We start from the raw sequence: 24,379 nt of genomic DNA on the forward strand, positions 1-24,379 counted from the left end.
TCGGGGACATCAAAGGGGCATGACGGTAAAGTTACGGATACGGATGTTCCCAGCAAGAATACGTCGCCAAAAGGAGGAAAGGCGAGCGGAGACCTCGGGCATTCTCATCATGATGAGCCAGTTACTGATAAGAAGGGTAATGATGCTAATAAAAATCAGCCTTATGAGAAGGAAAAGGCAGGGGCTGAGGGGACGGGTGAACCTATTGTAGAACATGGATCAACACCACTTGAATATAGGTACGCACTTGATCCGAATACGGACCAGTTAATTAATTTTAAGTGGCTAGAAACAAGGAAAGTTGATCCTGTTGCCGATGCTTATATTATTGATAGAGTAAGTGAACTGAAAAGTCGGTTATCTAAAACAGTATTAAAAAAGGGAGGAAACTTTGGATACGCTGAAGTAGACATTCCGACTGTAAATCAAAGAGAGTTTTATGCCTCCAGTCAAGTTGATTTTTCATCAGGGAATCCGAACTTAAATGGTTTTTCTTTCTTACCAGATGATCCTGTGTTTAATGCTACAAAAGCACCAGATAATAAGGGAAGTGTTTTTGAAAGACTAGAAGATTCAGAATACAAAATAATGAATGATTTAGCCCAAAAGATTGGATATAATCCTAATGCTACAGGGAAAGTGAAGATATTTACCGAAAGAGATACATGCGCAAGCTGTAACAATATAATCGGTAAATTTAAAGAAAGATATCCGAGAATTGAAATTGAGGTAATTCATAATAGTGGCAATTTAGTGCCTCCTAAAGAACTTCCGAAACCCGAAAAATAAATTAAAAGGTGGTAATTTTGGAATGAGTTTGAAGTGGGAATACGAGGAGTTATTTGAATCTTTTATGGAAGATTATTTTCATATAAAAACGCAAATATGAGTGATTCTGAATCACTTGCTAGAACATACAATGTGTATGAAGCAATCCAAAATCAAGGAGAGATGGAGAAGGCAATTATCCACATTATATATGGAGAATTGTTACTAAAGCAATCAAAGGTACTAGTTACTGCTAAAGAAACAACAAAAAGATTTACTTTCACTAGATTTAAATAAGCTAAAAACGTAGTAACAGATGAGCAATTTAAGGATTTACTTATCCGTAGAGATAGAATCTTACAAGAAATAGATACAAAGCCATTGGATTATTATCCTGTAGTAAGATGGTATTATTTTGAAATGACAAATAACGTTAGGGAGTATTTTCAAAATCAAAATTTTGAAGCATGTAGTGGAGAAGATATTGTTAATAATGTCTTGGAACGATTTAAGAGGATAGTAGAAATACGTCAAGTGAAAACATAACTGTCAAAACAACTTTAGCTGAATTATTATTACTAAATAATATACGAGCAAATGAAAATATTAGAATTATAAAAAGTGAATTAGAGAAGTTCGATTTGAATGATATTGGGGAACAATTATCGGAAGATGAGAAGAGAGACCTATCTAGTCGAATTAAGGATGTGTTGAGTAAACTATAGTCAAGATATTTGTATGGAGTTATACAACAACAAAAAGATAATGCAATAGAACCGACTAAGCCACAATGCGAGATAGCCGAACGTATCGTGGTCTTTTATCCTATTGCGGTTTGTTGATGGGTAGACCCCACCCAGTGCCGAATGAGTAGGGCAGATGAATCTAAGTAGACTTAACTCAAGTTGTATTCGAATAAAGACTTTTTCATTTTATTTGTACGCACATCAATGCTTTGGCTTTATACCCTAAAAAGTGCTATTCCGATACATTAAACAGGTGACAGGTCAATTATGCTCAGATACCACCATGATTGATCTGTTTTTTGTTAGCTTCGTTTTCTCGCAGTTTTTTGAATTCAATCGTAACTGTACGGTATGTCGCCCTATTAGAGAGGATGAGAAACTAACCAATCGCACCTTTAAGGATGTGTAGCACGACAATTAATAGTAGTGGGGGCTACATCGAAAATATTTTTGATTTTATCAGCAACTGAATGGCAAGTTATCGCGATTGTTACTGTGAAGAAATGAATCTGGTGACGACCAGTTGACATATAACAGGTAAGGTAACGTGTAGGCTAGCCGCCTTCCTAACTTCATAGCCGCTCCGAGGCGGAACTAAATTGCGAGAAGGAAGGTAAAGGGAATGAAGGATTTTGTTCAAATTCAGAATTGTCAAGCCGCTAATGAGTAAATGGACAAGGTAAGTCAAGAGAGTCAGTTCACATCACAGCATAAAGGGTTTACAAAAGTGCCGCATAAAATCCATCGGTGCTACGGCTTAACACATTATGAGAAGCTGATTCTGATTGACCTAATCGCTTATATGAGCGACAAACGTCAATGCTATCCGACCATCGAAATGATTGCCCGAAATGTCGGATGCAGTTCAAAGTCAGTAGAACGCCATATCAAGGAATTGGCAGACAAGAAGATGATTCTGGTCAGTCAGGGTAAGAACAACACGTATTTCCTGCCAAATTATCTGCATTGCCACCCATATCTGCTTATGTCAGAAAAGACTCATGAGTTTATTAGGAGTATACGGAAGCAGGTAAACGAGCGAGAGTTGACGCTTTGGATTCAGGGAATGGTCAAGCGTGACGAATACAAGTCGTATAAGAAGGTTTTTTAAACGAGTACGTTGAGAGACGAGATTATATGGCGGTTATCTATTCAGATGAATACGATGTAGGGGATGAAGGGTATTTTGGTGAAAATTGCATTTTGTTTTATTATGGTGTAGATGATACTTATGATATTGTCAGTTATAAAGAACTATATGATTACTTGCAGGTAGCATGTAATTTCTATATTGAAAAGAACGAAGACAAAAAAGATGAAGTTAACGAATATTTATTGAGAATTAAAGAGAAATATAGTATTTAAGAATAATGGGTAGAATCCAGATTTTTTTGTAAGCCTATTTACAACCTCAACAACAAGATCATACAATACAACCAATAAACCAAGCATTAAACCATTCAGACACTAATAAACGTTCAAAAGCTCATTCCCACTTGAATCATGAGTAGGAATGAGCTTTTTTGTCATCCAAGAGCATATATGGAGCAGGTATGAGTGGGATGTAGCGGCAAACGAGACTCTCGCGGTCATGGCGAAACGAACCTTGGATAACCAGATCGCAGAGGTGGAAGGGAAATTTGCTGCTTTTGAGGATACGTTGGCTGGTTTGTGGGGCGCGGCGGTAGACGCGGGCGACCTGGTTGTGACGGGGGTTTTGGGAGGCGATGACGCCCAGCCCAAAGCTTGTATGAGTTTGTGAGCGGCTCCGAAGTCGGTTCGCTGACCGAGAGGAACAATCTGGCCAAAGGAGCGGTGGAAGTCGCCACGAACACAATCGAATATGTAGAGAACGTGGCTTCAGGCAAAAAATCATGGCAGGACGTAGCCCAAGATGCAGGCGACGCAGCCGTCTCGATCGGGACAGGATTATACAACGATTACATCGACCCTTTTGTAAAAGACGAGAAGTACAAACAGGATAATTTGCACGGCGGTCTGTGGACCCGCTCGGTCGAAGAAAGCTACGCAAAAGGGCAAAACGAATTTAAGAAAGACATGGTCGTAGCGGAAGCCGTGCTGACGGTGTATAGCGGTGGAATGGGCACAGCAGCATTAAAAGGCGGCAAATCGGTGGCGAAATTGGATGTGGACGCGCCGCATGGTTCCAAAAAGCCGCACGCTAATAGTGATTCGGACGGCGGAAAGGGAAGAGGCGGACCCCTGCACGGCTCCGGCAAAAATGACCTGCTGGAAGGCACGCCCCTCAAGGACGGGAAGCTCAAGACGAAGGCCAAGCTATTCGCTAGAGCTCCAACTTGACAAAAATCGTGAGCGTTAATGACAAAAGCGAAAAAACAACCAATAAAAAACCGCCAACCCGCCAAGGAACTGGCGGTTTTTTACGCCCGACTCTCGTAAACTCCTAAAATCTGGAGAAAAATTTGCCGTTAACAAGGAGAGAGAAGCAACTTTTTCCAAGTGGAAAAAACAAAGGCAAAAATCAGCAAACAGAGGAAGTGACTCCATGGAGTTCGAATTTCACGTCACACTTGACGATGTCGCTTTAGAAGACAAAGCAGCGTTTATCGGCATCTGCCAAGAGCAGCAAGTAAAACCGCTGATGATTGTCCTCGACAAAGGGAATTACATCCACCAGCCGATGATGACGGGGGTGATCCAGCGCCCGGACTTTCAGGCAGCCAAGCGCGAGATGGACAGGATTGCCGCTGTGTTTCAGGAGGGCGGATTTACGGTTGTCCGTAAAAAAGTAGAGATTTCGCCAAAAGAAACGGCCTATTTTCACGCGCCGATTACAGAGCGATTCAAGCCGTATTTTGAATGGCATGGAAAAGTGGAGATCGAGGATGTCGACGGACTGAAACAACTGTGCAAGCCATCCGCTGGACATATCTCTCGAAACTCGCTCAATCCGAACGGAAAAGTCAGGTTTGTGACGGTTCGGGAGTACGAGAGCGAAGCGCAGTTTTACGAGCGGGTCAAGCAGATTCATATTGCTTTGCAGGAAAAGCAAATCGCGCTTGTAAAAGAACAATTCGAGTTGTGCATTTACGACAGCAGAGAGGAACTGGACAGCGGCTGGATTTCGTAGGGCGCAGGAAAGGAAGGGGATAGCACTATGAACGGGAATGAAAAGCTGCATCTAAACTTGAGCAGCCTGGATGAGGATACCAGGGAACTTGTCGTGTTGGAAGCGTTGCTAAAAAGAATGGCTTTGGTGAACATGCCGTTTGTCTTGAAGGGCAGCTTGCTGACACGGCAGTATTTGGCGAATCCGGACATGCGGGACGTGGATGACATCGATTTTTTGTACGCGGGGAAAATTCGCGATGCAGAGCATGCGCACGAGACGTTTACAAGCGCATTAATCCGGGCGACAGAGATGGATTTGCAAGATGGCATCGTGTTCAGGAGCTTCCGCGAGAACGCCTTTTGGCGAAGGATCGACTATGCGATGGCGGACGATTTTCCGACTGTGAATACCGATATCGCCTACTATTTTGCGGGAGAAAAGCGCGAAGCCAATCGGTATCACGAGCTGTATCTGGACATTTCCTTTCACCTCGACATGCAGCTTGCGCCTGTCTCACTGGAGTACCAGCCTGTGCTGGGCGACAGCTTCTGCGTACCGTACACGGTGCCGCTGTCGATCCAGGTGGCGTGGAAGCTGCATCAGACGATCGTGCGCCCGCGATTTAAAGACCTCTACGATTTGAACTACTTGCTGGCTCATCCAGCGTACGATGAACAGGCGTTGGCGGAGACGTTGCAGGCTTTAGTGGACGAATGCAGGCTTGAGCCATCGATTGCGAAGCACGATATGCAAAAAGTATTGGTGCATGATCTAGCAGATCTGTATCCTTTGCTGATCAATGATTACGAGCTGAGAAAGTATGCAGGAGGCAACAACCAGAAGCTGTTCTACATGGAGTTTGCCCAAGAGCTGCGCAAAACGATGAATCTGGCGGGCATCAACAAAGCTGCTTTTGCAAATTTGCCAAGCCCGAGCACGCCCACATAATATGTCAAAAGAACCTTGAGCGGCGTTGTCCGCCAAGGTTCTTTTTGTCGCTGCTTTCTCGCTCCGTTGTTTATACGAGCTTCGCTTTTTTTACGTGCTTTCTCAGCATCAGATGGCCAAAGTAAGCGCCGAGCAGTCCGCCGACCAAAGAGATCGAGCACATGAGCAAGATCATTTTAGGCGTATCGAAATAGTAAAGCATGTTTTCAATAGCCGCCGCCGAGTACGTTTTTTTCAAAATCGCCATGTACGAGTCGCGGAAGAAAATAAGCGGAACGACTCCGCACAAGGAATAGCCGACATAAAAAATTCCGTAAGCGATGGCATTGCGAGCGGAATGGACGGAAACATCTTTTTTCCAGAGGATCAGTTCCCCGATCAGCCCGATGACAGCGAGTGTCAGCATGTAGTTGGCATAGCCGAAACCGACGAAGTACAGACCCGTAATGATCGCGGTGAGAAACAGCGCTCCCGGTTTTCTGATTTTGTTGGACATGACCATGTAAAACGGGCCGTTGAGCAAGCCGGTAAGACCGCCGACCAAAAGGGGCGAAATAACCGAGACGGCGGGACAAAAAGTCATGATGATGAGCATGATGACGTTGAAAATAGCCAAGGTAATAAAGTCGCGCATGGTCCATCTATTCGGGACAGCCAGCGTTTGAGCTTGCATGTAGCATCCTTCCTCTTCTTCAAAATGGTGTCCGTCGGCGAGTTGGCCAGACGGATGAGACAAGCGAGTTCAATCTCCTCCTTTTCCCAAAATCCCCATCCAACAAAGCATGGTCACAAGGTATGTCGATGTCACGGAAGTATGAAAAAGTACAAGACACTGATAATGATAATTGTTATCAGATTAAAAAGAAAGCTAAAATTTCTATTTTTTGGGACGTTTTTTCTCAAATATCGCCAATAATCTCCTTTTTTTTCCTTTTTTCTCGTCCGCAGTTAAAATTTCTAGTTCGTTTGGCATGGAAGGGGATGAGTGAATCCTCCCGATTGTAAAAAAATGACTGTGAACGACCTAAGGCGAGAACGAGAGAGGAAGCAAGCCCTGATCTGGCGAAAAAGCAGCCAAATGGACATTGTATAAATTTGTAAAAGGTGATAATCGTTATCATGCTTGTTACGTAAGCAATGGACGAATGGCGCACGACATAGCTGACCGTCTGTAAAACCGAATGGAGGAATGACTATGGACATGGTGAAACCGGCTGAGAGATGGCTGCTTGCCGAGCCTGATCAACACGACCAAATCCGCCTTTTTTGCTTCCCTTTTGCCGGGGGAGGAGCATCGATTTACAGGGGATGGGCGCAAGAGCTGCCCGCAGGAGTAGGGGTGTACCCGATTCAGCTTCCTGGCCGAGAAAACAGGCTGATGGAATCTGCCATCCGCGAGATGGATACGCTGGTTGCGGCGATTAGCCAGGCGATTCAGCCTTACCTGGATCGGCCGTTTCTTTTTTTCGGGCATAGCTTGGGCACAAAAATTGCGTTCGAGCTGGCGCGCTCCGTCCGCAGAAACTGGCAGTTGGCGCCAAGCCGTTTGATTGTGTCAGGGGCTCGTGCTCCGCATATCCCGGAGCCGAATCCGCTGTACCATTTGCCGCAGGAACTGTTCGTCGAGGAGCTGCGGCGGTTTGCCGGGACACCGGAGGCGATTTTGCGCAGCAAAGAGCTGATGGAGCTGTTCATGCCGCTGTTGCGCGCAGATTTCACGCTGGACGACACGTATTTGTTCAAAGAGGAGCCGCCGCTCGAATGTCCGATCTCTGCTTTTTGCGGCACACATGACCGAGAGGCGAGCGAGGCGGAAATGGCGGCCTGGGCGCAACATACGGCTGGCGACTTTACGATGAGCATCATCGAAGGCGAGCATTTTTTCCTGACGACGAACAGAGAGGAACTGTTGCGGCAGCTCTCCCCGATTTTGGCGGGGCATCTGAAAATGGCAGGGAACGAAGCAGCAAGTGAGCGGAGATGAGGTCAACCGCCGATAACGCTCGCCCGAAAGTGATCGTGGCGGAGTGGCAAATGGATCGTCATGCCGATCGGACAGCTCTGCAACTTGCAGAAGCGGAGCTGCACATTTGGCTGGCGCACGTCCCTGCCTTTCGCGGGAAGGAACATGCGCTGCGCGAGGCGCTGACCCAAGAAGAAGTCGAGCGGATGGAGCGGTTTTATTTTGCGGCGGATCGGGAGCGATTCGCCGTCGCCCATGCCCTCGTGCGTTCCTTGTGCGGGCGCTATGAAGACATGCCTGTCGAGCGCGTCCAGATTGCGGCGGATCATCGCGGGAAGCCCGAACTGCGCACAGAGCGCAGAGCAGGGAAGCTCGCGTTTAACCTGTCCCATTCCGGGGAGCTGGTTGCGGCTGTCTTTGCGAGAGGGCGCAGCGTGGGAATTGACGTGGAATGGATTCGGGACATACCCGAATGGCCGCAGTTGGCGCAGCAATTCCATCCCGTCGAGCAGAAGCTGCTGCATGCGGCTGCCGCCGGGAAGCAGCAGCAAATGTTTTTCGACTGCTGGGCGCGCAAGGAAGCGTTTGTCAAGGCGACGGGGGAGGGCTTGTCACGCCCCCTCGATTCTTTTTGGATTGCAGAGGATGGCGAGCAGGGGATTTTTCGCGTAAATGGAGAGGGAGCAGCTCGGAATACATGGACGATTTTGGATTTCAGCGCGGCAGCAGGATATTCCGCGGCGATTGCTTTTGATCAGGGAGAACAGCAGATACATCCAGTGTTTTTGCGTGTCTAGCCGCTGAGAAAAACCGTGTGGAAACGAGAAACTTCTATTATACATATCAACTTGCTTGGTTTTTGAAAGTCCTTATTTTTATGTAAGTAAATGTAAAATCATCCCCGAGAAATGAAGGAAACGGGAGAAAGTGGAAGAAAATGCGCCGTTTCCTTCCAAAATGTAGAAAAAATAGACTACATAAGGAATTGACAATGAGAATCAGTATCAATATTTTGGTTGGTAGACAAACCAGCATGACCGACAGCGAATTTGGCAATGACCTGCATCATTCGGCTTGGGGTACGGACATACACCCGCGGCTATCTTGGAGGAGGAACGAATGAGAGCAAGCACCGATTGGTTTGAGCAAGCAGCAGAAACGTATGTACAACGCGGGTTTTGGGAGCCGTTGACTCTGGGGGAGCAACTGCGCCGCTGGGCGGAAAAGTATCAGGACAAAGTGGCGTTGGTCGAGGATGAAGCGAGACTGACTTACCAGGAGCTGGATGCGAAGGCAGATGCGCTTGCCTCTGGCCTGTACCGCATGGGCATCCGCAAAGGCGACAAAGTCGCGGTCCAGCTTCCGAACCGGACTGCTTTTGTCCTGACATGCTTTGCCCTGTTTCGCATCGGGGCAGTGCCGATTCTCGTATTGCCTGCCCACAGGGAGGCGGAACTGGACGGGATTTTTTCGCTCGCTAAGCCCGTTGCCTATATTATTCCCACCACGTTTCTGGGCTTTGACTATACAAAGCTGGCGGAACATTTGGTCAAAAAACACGCGTGCGTGCAGTTCGTTTTGACCGATGGAGAAAGCGGCATCGGCACGAATCTGGCGACGATCAGCGGCCCGCCGATGTTGTTCGACGGCCCGGCTTATACAGATACGGCATTGTTGCTGTTGTCGGGCGGTACGACAGGCACGCCAAAACTGATTCCGCGCACACACACCGACTACGCCTACAATGCGCGAGCAATGGCAGCTCGCTGCGAGCTGACGGACGAGAGCGTCTATCTCGCTGTTCTGCCGATCGCGCACAATTTTCCGCTGTGTTGCCCTGGCATTCTCGGCGCGTTTTCGGTCGGCGGCAAGGTTGTGTTGTGTCAAACGACCAGCTGCGATGAGGCTTTTCCGCTGATTGAAAAAGAAAAAGTGACGATTACGGCATTGGTGCCTGCGCTTGTCAACGTCTGGCTGGAAGTTCTGGAATGGGATACGGAGAGCGATTTGTCCAGCCTGAAGGTGTTGCAGGTGGGCGGCTCGATGCTCGATGACAAGGTGGCTGGCCGGATCATGCGGGAGTGGACGTGCAAGCTCCAGCAAGTGTTCGGAATGGCGGAAGGCTTGATTTGCGGCACGTCGCTAAACGATTCCGACGAAGTCATCATGACGAGCCAGGGGCGTCCGATCTCCGAGGCGGACGAAGTACGGATCGTCGATGAGGACGGAGACGATGTTGCACCAGGCGAATACGGGGAGCTGATCGTCCGGGGGCCGTACACGATTCGCGGCTATTACCTGGCACCGGAACAAAACCGTGAAAGCTTCACGGAAGACGGCTTTTACCGCTCGGGAGACAAAGCGCGGTTCACGCCGGAAGGCAATATCCAGGTAGGCGGACGGATCAAGGAAATGATCAACCGCGCGGGCGAAAAAATCATGCCAGCCGAAGTCGAGTCGTACTTGCGTCTGCACCCGGACATCAGGGATGCCGCTCTGATTACACTGCCAGATTCCACACTGGGGGAGAGAAGCTGCGCATTCGTCATCACGGACAATCCGGAGTTGACGCTGGCGGATATTCACGCCTTTTTCCAGGAGAAGGGCGTTGCGCGCTACAAAATGCCTGACCAGTTGGAATTTGCGCACAGCTGGCCGCTGACCAGTGTGGGGAAGGTCAATAAAAACAAGCTCAAGGAGATGGCTATGGCGAAACAAGTGGAGGCAACTGCGCCGATCAACACTTATCGGGAAGAAACGTTTGCTTTTGCAGGAGATGTTCATTTGGCGGCGGCAGAAATCGTCGAGCGTGGACTTTTTGAAGATTATGTACTCTACGAAAACGGGGATGAGCTGTCGATCGGAATGGGCATCCACGCTCTGGCTACCGTAGATGCGCAGCAGACGAAAATGGTTTGCGGCGGCGAGACGGCAACCTACGAAAACGCAGAGCTCGGCGAGACGATCGAACGAGCCTTCGCTGCTGTGCCGCTGGCCGACTGGCGCGCATACGGCACGGTGAATTTCGGCATGGCCCGCTACTATAACGGACTGCCGCTTGCTACCGAAGACCCGAATCTGCTCAAGCTGTTCATCCCGCAAGCAGAGGTGCGGTTCCACAAGGGCGAGGTACTTTTGCGGACGCTTGCACAAGAGCACAGCGAGCAGTTGGGGCAGCTTTTGCGAGAAGTGTTCGCCGAATTGGCTGACAAACAACCGCAGAGCAGTCTCGCAGAGCGCGCAGGAAAAGAAAAGCTGGCCGTTCCGCAGGCAGAGACGCACGGGGCGGAGACGTACATGCAGGGAGTAGCGGAAGCGGTTCGGGAAATTTCCGAGCGCAAATACCACAAGGTCATTTTGTCCAGAAAAATTCCGGTGTCAGAAGAGCTGGACATGGTTGCGAGCTACGTCGCCGGGCGCAGAGTCAACACTCCGGCACGTTCGTTCCTGGTTCGCCTGGAAGGGATGAATGCGGCGGGCTTCAGCCCGGAAACGGTTGTCGAGGTGGACAGCGAAGGCTGGGTCAGCACCTATCCGCTGGCGGGTACGCGTTCCAAAGGGGGAAGCGAAGCCGAGAGCGACAAGCTGAAAGAAGAGCTGCTCAACGATCCAAAAGAAATTGCCGAGCACGCCGTTTCGGTCAAGCTGGCATTCGAAGAGATGAGAAGCGTCTGCGATGCTTCGACGATTTTGTTGACTGATTTCATGACGGTGGCGAGCAGAGGAACGGTGCAGCACATTGCCTCCAGACTGAAAGGAAAGCTCATGGAAGGCCGCAATTCTTGGCATGCGTTCCGGGCGCTGTTCCCGGCTGTGACGGCGTCAGGGATTCCGAAACGGGAGTCGATCGAAGCGATCGGCAGACTGGAGAGCGTCCCGCGCAATTTGTACAGCGGATGCGTCATGACGTATGACCAGAGCGGAGCGATGGACGCGGCGCTCGTGCTGCGGACGATCTACCAAAAAGACGGCCAAGCGTGGCTGCATGCCGGGGCTGGCGTGGTCGAAATGTCGCTGCCTGAGCGCGAACTGGAAGAGACGCGCGAGAAGCTGAGCAGTTTTTCCCGTCAGCTCGTCATGGCGAGCCGCGTGTTGGAGGCCGTGAAGCAACAATAGGGGCACTTTTGACAGAAAGGAGGAAACCGTGATGAAGCAAGTGCTTGATGACAGCAATTCCGCCGGGGCGATCGCTTCTCTGGACTATGACGCGGTGCGCCGCCAAATTCAATCCATGCTGCCTGTGGCGGTCGAGTTTGCTGACGAGCAGAACCTGATTGAGCTGGGACTGAACTCCTTGCAGATGATGAGGATGGTCAACAAGTGGCGCAAGGAAGGGGCGAAGGTGACGTTTGCCGAACTGATCGCCTCCCCGCGCCTGGGAGAATGGTGGGCGCTTTTGCAAAAAAGCAGCCAGAAAGCAACGGAGCCAACGAATGCAAAAGCGAATCAGGCAAAGCCACAGACGCTAGAAGCAAAGAATGAGCCGTTTGCCTTGACAGATGTGCAATACGCGTACTGGATTGGCCGCCAGGATGATCAACCGCTTGGCGGAGTGGGCTGCCACGCCTACCTGGAGATCGACGGAACTGGCGTAGAGCATGTGCGACTTTTGGCAGCGTGGAAAAAAGTGCTGCGCGGCCATCCGATGCTGCGGGCCAGATTCCTGGCGGATGGACGGCAAGAGGTGCTGGAAGTGCCTTACGAAAAAGCAATCCCTGTCCATGATTTGCGTGCCCTTGCAGAGCACGAGCAAGAACAGGAGCTTATGCGCATTCGCGAGCGGATTTCCCACCGCAAGTTGGCGGTCGAGCTTGGCGAAGTGGCGGGATTGGAGCTGAGCCTGCTCACGGGTGACCGGACTCGTCTGCACTTCGACCTCGATCTGCTCGTCGCTGACGTCCAAAGCTTGCACATCATCCTGCGCGATTTGGCAGCTGCCTACGGGCGCGAGCTTGATCCTGCGGCGCCTGCCGAGTGGAGCTTTGCCCGCTATTTGCAACAAGAGTCAGAGCGAAGAGCGGCTGATGTGGAACAGGCTGCCCGTTACTGGCACGACAGGCTGCTGACGTTGCCGGGAGCGCCTGGCCTGCCGCTTGCCGTGAAGCCGGAAATGGTCAAGTCGCCTGTTTTCGTGCGAAGAACGCATCGACTGGATGAAGCGGACTGGATGCGCCTGCAAAAGCGGGCGCAATCGCACAAAGTCACGCCTGCGATGGTTTTGCTGACAGCCTATGCGGAAGTGCTCGATCGCTGGAGCACGCACTCGGAATTTTTGATCAACATTCCGCTGTTTGATCGCCAAGCCAGTGAGCCGGGGATTGAGGAAGTCGTCGCTGACTTCACCAATTTGCTGCTGCTTGCGGTCGACATGAAGCAGCCGGAGTCGTTTTTGCAGCGGGTGCATGCCATCCAGTCGCGCTTCCACGAGGATGTGGCCCACGCAGCTTATTCAGGTGTGCAGTTGCAGCGTGAGCTTGCCCGCGTTCGCCAGGGAGAGCGCGATTTCGCTCCGGTAGTGTTCGCGTGCAATTTGGGGACGCCGCTGATCAACGAGGAATGCCGCGATACGTTGGGCGAGCTTTCCTACATGATCTCGCAGACGCCGCAAGTATGGCTCGATTTCCAGTCGTACGAAATGAACGGGGGATTGCTGCTGGCGTGGGACGCGGTCGAAGAGTTGTTCCCTGCTGGCATGATCGACCAGATGTTTGCCGCTTTTGGCAAGCTGATGGATTGGCTGGTTGCCCCGGAAAACGACTGGCAGGCAGCGCCGCAATGTTTGCCTGATCTCGCCAAGCAGAGGCAGGAGCCAGCGGACGAGCACGCTGCGCCGTTTGCGCCGCAATGTTTGCACGAAGCCTTTTTCCGCAATGCGAGACAACACCCGCAGAGCACGGCGCTTATTGACGGGAACGGCGCAACGCCCCTGACGTATGGCGAACTGGCAAAAAGAGCCTTGCAGGTCGCGGCTTTTCTGAGCGGGCAGGGCATTGCGAACGGCGAGCCAGTGGCGGTCAGCTTGCCGCGCGGGTTTGAGCAAATCGTGGCCGTGCTCGGCATTATGGCGGCTGGCGCATGCTACGTTCCGGTAGGGATCGGGCAGCCAGCGAGCAGACGCGAGCGGATTTTTGCCAAAGCAGGCATTCGCTTCGCCCTGACCGATGCCGAACACGCTGCCAAGCTGGAGTGGCCGACCGGGGCGCAAGTCTTGACGGTGGCGGATGCGCAAAAAGCCGAAGCGCTGGCTGAGCCTGTAACGGCAGCGGTCGACAGTCTGGCGTACATCATCTTCACGTCCGGTTCCACAGGCGAGCCAAAGGGAGTGGAGATCAGTCACGCCGGGGCGTGGAATACGATTTGCGAGATTAACAGGCGCTATCAGGTCACGTCTTCTGACCGTGTACTGGCCGTGTCTTCGCTCGATTTCGATTTGTCTGTTTACGACGTGTTCGGACTTTTGGCGGCAGGCGGTTCCATCGTCTTGATCGACGAGGAATCCAGACGGGATGCGAGCAAGTGGGCGCAGCTTGTCCAAGAGCACCAGATTACGCTCTGGAACTCGGTGCCTGTGCTACTCGATATGCTGCTGATTGCAGCGAAAAGTGCGGGACATGGGCCGTTGCCGATTCGACTGGCGATGCTGTCAGGCGATTGGATCGGACTCGATTTGCCAGGGCGGCTGAAAGAAGCAGCGCCAGCGAGCGAGCTGGTGGCGATGGGCGGTGCGACAGAAGCGTCGATCTGGTCGAATGCGCACGACGTCAAGCTGCCGCTCCCTGCTCAGTGGACTTCGATTCCGTATGGACGTCCATTGGCGCGCCAGTCTTATCGCGTGGTGGACACAAAAGGCCGGGATTGCCCGGACTGGGTGGCTGGCGAGTTGTGGATTGGCGGAGCGGGCGTGGCGCTCGGCTATCGCGGCGATGCCGAGCTGACAGCAGAGCGCTTCGTAAATGGGCAGGGCGGCCGCTGGTACCGCACAGGCGACTTGGGACGGTACTGGCCGGACGGAACGATTGAGTTTCTCGGACGCAAAGACTTCCAGGTGAAAATCAGGGGTCACCGGATCGAGTTGGGCGAAATCGAGACAGCGTTGAAGCAGCATCCGGGCGTGCGGGATGCGGTCGTTTCCGCTGTAGGCGATCCGCGTGGCAATCGTCATCTGGTAGGCTATCTCGTTGCCGATCGGGCAGCCGATGCCGGGCTGTTTGAGCGGATGGAAGCGGAGCCAGCCTTCCAGGAAGCGGTGTGGACGAGTCTGCTCGACTCGGCAAAAGATCAGGCCGAGCAGTGGCAAGGCGATCCGGACATCCAGACCCCGGAAGCTTTCGCAGCTTTTTGGGCGTATCTGGAACAACTGGCTGTCCGGTATATGTGCAAAGCATTGAAGCAAGCAGGCGCAAAGCTTGCTCCTGGCAGCAGCTTTACCCTCGATGAACTGATGCAGCAATGCGGCATTTTGGAACGGTATCGCGCCCTTGTCCAGCAATGGCTGAACTCGCTTGCGGAAGAGGGACTTGTCCAAAAAGGCGAAGCGGGTACATACGTCATGGTCGGCGAGATTCGCGCCGAATGGTTCGAGCCGCCTGTGGCGAGTGAAGCGCCGGCTGGATGGGAGACGTACGCACAAACACTGCTTGCGTATTTGCAAAAGCTGGACGGCGCCCATGCCGGGCTGTTGACCGGAGCGGTGGACCCGCTGACCCATTTCTTCACCACGGAGCCAGGTCTTGCTCCGCGAGAGCTGTTGCAGACGCTTCCTTTTGCCCAAGAAAGAGATCGCCTGGCGCAGCTGATGCTGAAACAGTTGGCTGCGCCGTTTGCCGAAAGCGGAAAGCCGCTGCGCATCTTGGAGATCGGGGCGAGAAGCGCGGATTTGACCGAGGCTTTCCTGGCGGTCCTGCCTGAAGAGGTAGCGGCGTATACGTGCACAGACCAGTCGACCTTCTTCATGCAGGAGGCGAAGAGCAGATTCGGCAAGCTGCCTCATGTGCAATGCCAGTTGCTCGACTTGGAAAAAGACCCGCTTGTTCAAGGGTACGAGGCCCATCAATACGATGTCATCATCGCTGCCGATTCGTTGCATCGGGCGCGGGATATCGGAGTGGCGCTCAGCCACGCGCAGTCGCTTTTGGCACCGGGCGGCGTGCTGCTCATGCTGGAGCTGACGCGCGACAGCCGTTTGCAGCAGGTCAGTACGGCATTTTTGGAGGACGGCTTCACCGGGTTGCAAGACGAGCGTCGCCATGACCAGAAGCCGCTTTTGGCACAAGCTGCGTGGCAGCGCGTGTTGAAGCAGTCGTTTGCACAAGTAGCGGCGTTTCCGAACGAGCGCGACGCGGCGAATGTGTTTGGACAGCACGTAATAGTGGCGCAAGCCCCCGGGCATGGACAGCGCTTCAATCCGCTGCGGCTGGCTGACTTCCTGAAGCACAAACTGCCTGATTACATGGTGCCGACCGCGTTCCTCCTGCTGGATGCGTTGCCGCTGTCGGCAAACGGAAAAGTGGATCGCCAGGCATTGCCTGCGCCGGACAGTTTGACGCGGACGAAAGCGGAGAAAGCGTTCGCCGCACCGCAAACGCCGCTGGAAACAGAGATGGCCGCGATTTGGTGCCAGCTTTTTGGCGTCGAGCGAGTGGGCATGACCGACAACTACTTCGAACTGGGCGGGGATTCGCTTCTGGCGACGCGGCTCGCTGCGTTAGTGCGCAGCCGCATCGGCGTGGAACTTTCACTGGGCAAAATTTTTGACAAGCCGACGATTGCCGAACTGGCGGCGCACGTTCAGGCGGTGCTCGAAGAAAACGGGCAACAGGCGCAGACAACCGCTGTCTGGCCGCAAATTGTGCCTGCCCCCGAGCAGAGAGAGCAGCCGTTTGCGCTGACGGACATCCAGCAGGCGTACTGGCTGGGCCGCAGCGGCGTTTACGCTCTGGGGAATGTGTCGACGCACTGCTATTTCGAGATCGACGGGCAAAATCTCGATCTGGAGCGGATCAACGCAGCTTGGCAGCGCTTGATCGACCACCATGAAATGATGCGGGCAGTCGTTTTGCCAAACGGCTTGCAGCAGCAAATTTTGCCGCAGGTGCCGCGCTACCAGATTGCGATCACGGACTTGCGCCAGCAGCCAACGGAGATCGTGGAGAAAGAACTGCTGGCGATTCGCGAGGAAATGTCGCACCAGGTGCTTGCGCCTGACGTCTGGCCGCTGTTTGACGTGCGGGCATCCCGCTTGCATGACGGTCGGGTTCGCTTGCATATCAGCTTCGACAACCTGATTTTCGATGGCTGGAGCATGTTCCACCTCCTGAGCGAATGGACGCGGCTGTACCATGAGCCGGACGCGCCGCTCGCGAAGCTCGATCTGTCCTTCCGCGATTACGTTCTCGCACTGGAGGAGTTGAAGTCGTCAGCGCTGTACCAACGCGACTTGGACTACTGGACAGCGCGCTTGGATGACTTGCCGCAAGCTCCGCAGTTGCCGCTCGCGCAAAATCCCGACACGATGACCGCACAGCGGTTTGAGCGCTTGGAAGCGAAGCTGGATCGCCACAAATGGCGGAAGTTGAAGGAGCGCGCAGCCGAGTTTGGGCTGACCCCATCGGGCATTTTGCTGACGGCGTATGCCGAGACGCTCGGAGCGTGGAGCAGAAGCTCGCGTTTTACGATCAACCTGACGCAGTTCAACCGTCTTCCGCTGCATCCGCAGGTGCATGCGCTCGTCGGAGACTTCACCACCTTGACGCTTTTGGCTGTGGAGCTGTCCAAAGGGGCGACTCTGCTGGAACGGGGCCGCAATTTGCAGCAGCAGCTGTGGCGCGACCTGGATCATCCGCTCGTGGGCGGGGTGACCGTGCAGCGGGAGCTGGCGAGACGAAGCGGCGAGCATCACGGCGTTTCCATGCCAGTCGTCTTTACGAGCGCGCTTGGCGTAGATGAGTGGAGCGGCAGCGGGACGGACGGAAAATGGCTGGGCAAGCTCGTCTACAACATTACCCAGACCCCGCAAATTTGGCTGGATCATCAAGTCGTCGAGCAGGACGGCGAGCTTTTGCTCATTTGGGACGCCGTGGAAGGGCTGTTCCCCGCAGGCATGCTGTCTGACATGTTTGCCGCTTATTGCCAGCTTTTGCACCGCTTGACGGAAGAACAGGCCGCATGGCAAGAGACAGCGCCAAGCCTGATCGCCATTCCGCGACTGGAAGCAAGACGGGCAGCCAATGCCACCGACGCGCCGCTCACTGACGAGACGCTTGGCGGACTGTTTGCCAAGCAAGTCGCGGCCAAAGCGAACCAGCCAGCCGTCATTTCGGCGGAACGGACGCTGACGTATGCGGAGCTGTCCCAACTGGCGAGCGTGATCGGCAAATGGTTGAAGCAGCATGGAACAGAGCCTGGCACGCTGGTCGGGATCGTGATGGAAAAAGGCTGGGAGCAGGTGGCCGCCACCTTGGGCATTATGGCAGCGGGTGCTGCGTACTTGCCGATTGATCCCGCTCATCCGGAAGAGCGACGCGCCCAGCTGTTGCGTGACGGGCAAGTCCGCTTCGTGCTGACGCAATCATGGCTTGCGGAGCGATTGGGCTGGCCTGCCGATGTCCAGTGCCTGGCTGTGGATCGGGTCGAAGGCAGCGCCTCCAGCTTGCTGTCATTCCCTGAACGACCGGAAGATTTGGCGTACGTCATTTACACATCCGGCTCGACGGGAGCGCCAAAAGGAGTCATGATCGACCATCGCGGCGCGGTCAACACGATCCTCGACATAAACGAACGGTTTGCCGTAAGCACAACCGATAAAGTGTTGGCCCTGTCCAACCTGAACTTCGACTTGTCTGTGTACGACGTGTTCGGCTTGCTTGCCGCAGGCGGCACGATTGTAATGCCGGATGCCGCCAAAGCAAAAGACCCTGCGCATTGGATCGAGTGGCTGGAAAAAGAGCAGGTGACCGTCTGGAACACGGTTCCGGCGCTGATGCAGATGCTGATCGAGTACGCTTCCGGCCAAAAGGCAAGCGTAGCGCCAAGCCTGCGTCTCGTCTTGTTGAGCGGAGACTGGATTCCGCTCGATTTGCCGGACAAAATCAAAGCCTACTTCCCGCATGCGCAAGTGATCGGGCTTGGCGGAGCGACAGAAGCGTCGATCTGGTCGAACTTTTACCCGATCGAGCAGGTCGAACCGGAATGGAAGAGCATCCCGTACGGACGCCCCATGCTCAACCAGCGCTTCCACGTGCTGAACGAATGGATGGGCGACTGCCCGGTTTGGGTGCCGGGGCAGCTGTACATTGCCGGGATTGGCCTTGCCAAAGGCTACTGGCGGGATGAAGAAAAAACGAATGACAAGTTCATCCGCCACCCGCGGACAGGTGAGCGCCTCTATCGCACAGGCGATTTGGGACGGTACTTGCCAGATGGCAATCTGGAGTTTCTCGGCCGGGAGGACTTCCAGGTCAAAATCAGAGGGCACCGCATCGAGCTGGGCGAGATCGAAGCAGTTCTCAAGCGCCAGAACGGCGTGAAGGAAGCGATCGTAGCCGTACCGGATGAATCAGGGGAAGAAAAGCGTCTCGTCGGCTACGTCGTCCTCGATGGCCAACAGGAAACCGAGCTGCTGGTGACAGCCAAAGCCGATCCGGCTGCGTGCTCGCTTCGCTTGCAGGAAATCAGCGAGTCGGGGAAAAAGCAGGCCGCCCGTATCCCGTCTGCCTTGGATGCGGAGATTGTGCAGACGTTCCTCTGCGAAGCGGAATCGGTGAGCATCATGTACATGTGCCGAACATTGGAGCATATGGGTGTGTTCACCCGCGAGCAGGAGAGCTACTCTACGGCTGAGCTGATGCGACACTTGCAAATTCACCCGCGTTTCGAAAGCTTGCTGCAACATTGGCTGGAGGCGCTGCGCACAGAAGGGCTGCTGGAAAAAGCGGAGGACGGCGTCTATCGTTGCGTCCGCTCCTTGAGTGACGCGATGCTCGACATTTCGTTCCGCACCGAGGCTGCCCAGGCGCTGGAAGCCGTTTATCGCCGGGATTATCCGCTCTTTATCGGACTGTTGACCGGAGAGCTTGACCCGCTGGAGCTGTTCCTGGCCGAAGAGGCGTTTCTCACCCCTGCCGGCCTGAGCCAATTTGATTTGACGCGCGACTACTACCACGGCCTGGCTGCACAGGTGCTCGGAACTATCGCAGACAGCCACCCCGCAGAGCGCGAGCTGCGCATCATGGAGATCGGCACGCGGGCTGGCAGCATGACTCAAGCGCTCGTATCGGTGTTGCCAGCCGAGCGAAGCAAGTATTTGTACGCAGACGAGTCGACCTTCTTTACAGACAGGGCGAAGCAAGCTTTTGGCGAGGCGGAACCGCTTCAATACGGTCAGTTTGACATGAATCAGGCACCGCTTGCCCAAGGCTATGAGCTGCATTCCTTTGACGTGATCGTGGCGGATAACACGCTGCACCGTTCCCGCAACCTCGACGCGACACTGGACTATCTCAAAGCGCTCCTGGCGCCAGGAGGCATCCTGCTGCTCGTCGAGGCCACCCGCAACAGCCGTTTGCTGCTCACCACTGTCGGATTTTTCGAAGATGGCTTCTCCCATCTGGAGGATGAGCGAAAAGCAAGCAAGCTCCCGCTGCTCGCCGTCGGGCAATGGCAGAAGCTGCTGGACAAACACGGCTTTACGAGCGTCGAAGCGTTCCCGCAGGCCGGACAGACGGCGGAGACATTCGAGCGACATCTGCTCGTGGCGCAGGCCCCGCTTGCCGTGAAGCTGTTCCAGCCGGAGAAACTGGCGGATGCCGTGCGGCAAAACTTGCCGGACTACATGGTTCCGGCAGAGTTCGTACAGCTTGACCAGCTGCCGCTTTCCGCCAATGGAAAAGTGGACCGCAAAGCGCTGGCGCAGCTCGGCAAGAAGAAGACGAGTTCGCCAGGCAAAGCGCCTGCTGTCCTGGAAAGCGACACGCAGAAAATGATCGCCAGCATCTGGGGAGAAGTGCTTGGTTGCTCCGATATCGGCATCCACGACAACTTTTTCATGCGCGGCGGCGACTCCTTGCGCGCCATCCAGTGCCTGAACTTGTTGAAGGAACGGCATCAGGTGGAATTGTCCTTGCAGCATTTGTTTGAAGCACCGACGCTCGGACAGCTTGCCGCGTTCATCGAGGCGAATGCAACCGATGCCGAGCAGCCGGATATGAACTACGACGAGGGAACCATTTAGGAAAAGAAAGCCTGCCAAGCATCAAATTGAGCGAAGGATAGCTCAACCAGCAAAAAAGGCAACACGGGCTGCGCACATGGGCGCAAAAGGGCGCAGCCCGGCTTTTTTGCCGGAATCGATGCAGCGAGCAGGCGAGAGAGGGAGAGAACACGTGGAGAAAAAAACAATCGGCATTCTCGGCGCGACCGGAGTGGTTGGCGGCGCAGCTTTGGCGACAATTCTCACAGCTGCCGGGCATCGGGTCTTGCTAGGAGGACGGAATCCCGAGAAGCTTCGGGGACTGCTGGCGGGATGCGAGGACAGAGGCGATTTTTGGGAAGTGGACGTGTTCGACGCTTCCAGACTGGCTGATTTTTGCAGCCGCTGCGATATCGTGATCAACTGCGCTGGCCCTGCCAAGCAAGTGCTCGATAAAGTGGCTGTGGCGTGCCTGGAAAAAGGGGTTCACTACGTCGATGTATCCGGCGACGAGCATTTGTATCGGCTACTGTTGACGAGAAAAGCGGAGATCGAGGTAAAAGGACTGCGCTTCGTCATCTCAGCGGGAGTGTACCCTGGCTTGTCAGAGATATTCCCTTCATACATAGCAGAGGAAGAGCTGGACAGCACCGAGCAGCTGGAACTGTTTTTTGCGGGTCAGGGCGATTTTTCCTTGAACGCTGCCTATGACATCGTGTGCAGCATCGAGGAAGACACGGGCTACGGGATGAGCTATTGCCGTGACGGAGAGGTGCGCAAAATCGACGGGCCTTTTCATAAAAGCTGCATGCTTCCCCAGCCAGCGGGCAAACGGGACACGTATCCCGTCCTGACCGAAGAATTTTGCCGGATGGCCCATGCCCATGAGATCAAGGCGGCTTACTTTTACAACAGCTATCAACATAGCGGCATCTTGAATCAGTTTGTCATGATCAAGGCTCTTCAGCAGTACAAAACCGAGGAGCAAAAGCAGCACTCTGCCAAGCTTTTGTTGCAGCAGTTCGCAGCCAAAAAGCCGAACGTAGACGATTACACGATGTTCCATCTGCATGCAGACGGACTTCGCGACGGCGCTCCCGTTCGGCTGACAGCGACGCTCTTGTACCGGGGTGACTGGAACCGTTTGTCGGGCATCGTGGCGGCGACGGTTGCCCAGCTCGTGACAGAAGAAGCGGACAAAAAAGCGGGCTGCTACTACGTATCCGAAGGCGTATCACAGGCAGCTTTGATTCAGGCGCTTTGCCGCCAAGGCGTGGAGCTTGCGCTTGAACGAAGCGAAAGAACAGCGGGAGGTGCCCGATGACTCAAAAAGCAAATCGCAAGCTGCGTGTCGTCGTATGCGGCACTCGTTTTGGACAGTTTTACCTGGAAGCAGTGCGGGCGCTGCCTGAGCAGTATGAACTGGTCGGCTTGCTGGCAAAAGGCAGCGAGCGTTCGCGACAGTGCGCCGAGCGTCTGGGTGTTCCCTTGTTTACAGAAGTGGGGCAGCTTCCGGCCAATCTCGATCTCGCGTGCGTCGTTCTCCGCTCGACCGTGATGGGCGGACAGGGCACGAATCTGGCGCTGGAGCTTTTGGAGCGCGGCATTCACGTCCTGTCCGAGCAGCCGATTCATCAAAAAGATTTGGCGGCGTGCCTGAAGCAAGCGCGGCAATCCGGCGTTTATTTCATGACGGGTGACTTGTATGTGCATCTTCCTGCGGTCCGGCGATTTATCGCTTGCGCCAAAGAACTGCTCGCCAAACAGCCTGCCTTGTACATCGAGGCTGCTTGCGCCACGCAAGTTTCGTACCCGCTGATGCACATTTTGCAAGAGGCGCTGCCGACGATCCGCCCGTGGAAGATCAACCATGTGATCAAAGACGAAGGGCCTTTTCAGGTGCTGATCGGACAGCTCGGCAAAATTCCGGTGACGCTTTTGGCCCACAATGAAGTCGACCCTGATGATCCCGACAATCATTTGCATTTGTTGCACAAAATTACGATCGGTACAGCAGGAGGGAGCTTGTCGCTCACGGATACACACGGTCCGGTCGTCTGGCAGCCGCGCCTGCATGTGCCTGATTTGCCGGATATTCACGGAACGTTGGCGGCCTCTCCGCCTGCCCATATGCTCGAAAGCAGCACAGAAGTGCTCGGGACGTACGAGACGGCAAGCTATCGCGATATTTTGACCAAGCAATGGCCGCAAGCGATCGGGCGTGATCTGCTGGCGATGCGGGAGATGATTTTGGGCAACGTGGATCGGGCGGCGATCGACATGCGGGCGCAGCAGGAGCTGCTTTGCTCTCGCGGCTGGCAAGACTGGACGCAGGCATTGGGCTATCCGGTGCTGCGCGCAAACGGGAAGCATCAGCCGATTTCGCTGGACGTGCTGCGGCAGGCGGCTTTGCAGATTCCCGATGACCTGCCTGAACCGGAAGAGTCGACAGTTCAGGGGGGAGAGGCAAACCGCAATGTGTTTACGTGCTCGACGGTGGCGGAAAGCGAACTGGCAGGCGTGGATGCGGGAGTGGTGAAAGAAGGCGTAGAGCGTCTGGAGCAAGCTGCCCTGGCGTCCATGCTGTTGGCATTGCAATCGCAAGGGGCGTTAGCTGAGCCCGATAGGCGATACAGCAGCTCCGACATTTTTTCGCTCGCTCAAGTGGCACCGCGTCACGAACCTGTCATCTGGCGCTGGCTGCACGTTTTGCAAGACAAAAACTACATAGATGCCCGTGAAGATGCTTTTCGGTGCGGACAGCGGATGAGCCGGGAAGAGGTGGAACGCCGCTGGATGATGGCGAAGGAAGCGTGGAGTGGCAAGCTCGGTTCGCCACTTGTCATCGACTACCTGAAAAGCAACGCCGATCAGCTTCCCGCGCTGATGAATGACACTCAGCAAGCAGCTTTGCTGCTTTTCCCGGAAGGCCGGATGGATGTCGCCAACGCGCTCTACCGCGATACGCTCGTCGCCAAGTATTTGAACAAATCGGTTGCAGAGGCGGCGAGCCGCATCGCTTCCGGCAAACGTTCGCTGCGCATCTTGGAAGTAGGCGCAGGGACAGGAGCCACGACTGACGGCGTCGTCGCGCGCTTGCGACCGCTAGTTGCCAAAGGTTTGCGTGTCGACTACATGTACACGGACGTGTCCCACTTTTTCCTTGCGGCTGCCCGCCAGCGGTTCAAGGATTGCCCGTGGATGAGCTTTGCGGTGGTCGATATTGACAAAAATTTGTTTGAACAAGGTGTGGAGCCAGGGAGTGTAGATATCGTCGTGGCGGCTGGCATGCTGAACAATGCGCGCGACACGGATCAAATCATTCGCAGTTTGATGGAGAGTCTGGTGCCTGGCGGGTGGATGCTCATTACCGAGCCGACCAGAGAATTTACGGAAATGCTGATCTCCCAGGCGTTCATGATGACGCCTCCTGTCGATGATCGGAAACAGACGCAATCGACCTTCATGACTGTTCAGCAGTGGCGCGATGTGTTTCATGGCGCTGGTGTGGGCGAGCTTGCGGTGCTGCCCGGCGAAGATCATCCGCTGGCTTTGCTCGGCCAGAAGCTGTTTGTCATCCAAAAAGGCCAAGAGGCAGAAAAAACGGAGCGGGAACTGGTTTTCACCGACAACTGCAACGATATGGCCAAGCTGACCAAATAGGAGTGTGTGCA

General features: G+C 54.1%; 15 protein-coding genes and 1 pseudogene. 15 read left to right on the forward strand and 1 reads right to left on the reverse strand.

Annotated elements, in window-relative coordinates; translation table 11 throughout:
- The first annotated feature begins 345 nt into the window (after positions 1-345).
- From IRJ17_RS11600 to IRJ17_RS11630, 9 genes and pseudogenes are all read left to right on the forward strand, one after another.
- Entirely contained in the window at positions 346-789 is a 444-nt protein-coding gene (locus IRJ17_RS11600) for a deaminase domain-containing protein (RefSeq protein ID WP_217444929.1), read from the forward strand.
- 96 nt (positions 790-885) lie between these two features.
- A pseudogene (locus IRJ17_RS28275) lies at positions 886-1,314 on the forward strand (Imm3 family immunity protein).
- Between the two features lie 41 nt (positions 1,315-1,355).
- A complete protein-coding gene (locus IRJ17_RS28280; protein ID WP_423751967.1) occupies positions 1,356-1,493 on the forward strand; it encodes a hypothetical protein in 138 nt (45 codons plus the stop codon).
- Between the two features lie 823 nt (positions 1,494-2,316).
- The gene (locus IRJ17_RS11605) at positions 2,317-2,625 is read left to right on the forward strand and encodes a helix-turn-helix domain-containing protein (protein ID WP_229049962.1); all 309 of its coding nucleotides are present in this window, start codon (positions 2,317-2,319) and stop codon (positions 2,623-2,625) included.
- A 26-nt stretch (positions 2,626-2,651) separates the two neighbouring features.
- Complete coding sequence (cdiI, locus tag IRJ17_RS11610) at positions 2,652-2,879, forward strand: ribonuclease toxin immunity protein CdiI (RefSeq protein WP_122966787.1); 228 nt, start codon at positions 2,652-2,654, stop codon at positions 2,877-2,879.
- 148 nt (positions 2,880-3,027) lie between these two features.
- Positions 3,028-3,276 (forward strand): hypothetical protein, encoded by a 249-nt coding sequence (locus tag IRJ17_RS11615; RefSeq protein WP_242774772.1) that lies wholly within the window; start codon positions 3,028-3,030, stop codon positions 3,274-3,276.
- A complete protein-coding gene (locus IRJ17_RS11620) occupies positions 3,273-3,836 on the forward strand; it encodes a hypothetical protein (RefSeq protein WP_242774778.1) in 564 nt (187 codons plus the stop codon). Before IRJ17_RS11615 ends, IRJ17_RS11620 begins: the two co-directional genes overlap by 4 nt.
- A gap of 205 nt (positions 3,837-4,041) precedes the next feature.
- Positions 4,042-4,626, forward strand: a complete 585-nt coding sequence (locus tag IRJ17_RS11625; protein ID WP_242774780.1) for a hypothetical protein — start codon at positions 4,042-4,044, stop codon at positions 4,624-4,626.
- Positions 4,627-4,653: 27 nt separating this feature from the next.
- On the forward strand, positions 4,654-5,556 hold the full coding sequence (locus tag IRJ17_RS11630) for a nucleotidyl transferase AbiEii/AbiGii toxin family protein (protein WP_173599900.1): 903 nt from the start codon (positions 4,654-4,656) through the stop codon (positions 5,554-5,556).
- A gap of 70 nt (positions 5,557-5,626) precedes the next feature.
- Here IRJ17_RS11630 and IRJ17_RS11635 read toward each other — a convergent pair whose 3' ends face one another.
- Positions 5,627-6,229 (reverse strand): MptD family putative ECF transporter S component, encoded by a 603-nt coding sequence (locus IRJ17_RS11635; RefSeq protein ID WP_063227909.1) that lies wholly within the window; start codon positions 6,227-6,229, stop codon positions 5,627-5,629.
- Between the two features lie 522 nt (positions 6,230-6,751).
- Between IRJ17_RS11635 and IRJ17_RS11640 the strand changes: the two genes are divergently transcribed.
- The 6 genes from IRJ17_RS11640 to IRJ17_RS11665 all read left to right on the forward strand — a co-directional run bounded on the left by IRJ17_RS11640 (position 6,752) and on the right by IRJ17_RS11665 (position 24,368).
- Positions 6,752-7,540: a thioesterase II family protein gene (locus tag IRJ17_RS11640; protein ID WP_122963804.1), complete on the forward strand. Its 789-nt coding sequence runs from the start codon at positions 6,752-6,754 to the stop codon at positions 7,538-7,540.
- The gene (locus IRJ17_RS11645; RefSeq protein ID WP_122963805.1) at positions 7,537-8,316 is read left to right on the forward strand and encodes a 4'-phosphopantetheinyl transferase family protein; all 780 of its coding nucleotides are present in this window, start codon (positions 7,537-7,539) and stop codon (positions 8,314-8,316) included. Before IRJ17_RS11640 ends, IRJ17_RS11645 begins: the two co-directional genes overlap by 4 nt.
- Positions 8,317-8,638: 322 nt before the next feature.
- Positions 8,639-11,635, forward strand: coding sequence for a salicylate synthase (locus IRJ17_RS11650; RefSeq protein WP_242774781.1), 2,997 nt, complete (start codon positions 8,639-8,641; stop codon positions 11,633-11,635).
- A 31-nt stretch (positions 11,636-11,666) separates the two neighbouring features.
- Positions 11,667-20,747 (forward strand): non-ribosomal peptide synthetase, encoded by a 9,081-nt coding sequence (locus tag IRJ17_RS11655; RefSeq protein ID WP_242774782.1) that lies wholly within the window; start codon positions 11,667-11,669, stop codon positions 20,745-20,747.
- 151 nt (positions 20,748-20,898) lie between these two features.
- Positions 20,899-22,029 (forward strand): saccharopine dehydrogenase family protein, encoded by a 1,131-nt coding sequence (locus tag IRJ17_RS11660; protein WP_242774784.1) that lies wholly within the window; start codon positions 20,899-20,901, stop codon positions 22,027-22,029.
- A complete protein-coding gene (locus IRJ17_RS11665) occupies positions 22,026-24,368 on the forward strand; it encodes a bifunctional Gfo/Idh/MocA family oxidoreductase/class I SAM-dependent methyltransferase (RefSeq protein ID WP_242774788.1) in 2,343 nt (780 codons plus the stop codon). Before IRJ17_RS11660 ends, IRJ17_RS11665 begins: the two co-directional genes overlap by 4 nt.
- The last annotated feature ends 11 nt before the right edge of the window (positions 24,369-24,379 follow it).

Origin of the sequence: Brevibacillus parabrevis (genome assembly GCF_022701015.1) — a bacterium.
Lineage (GTDB): Bacteria > Bacillota > Bacilli > Brevibacillales > Brevibacillaceae > Brevibacillus > Brevibacillus parabrevis.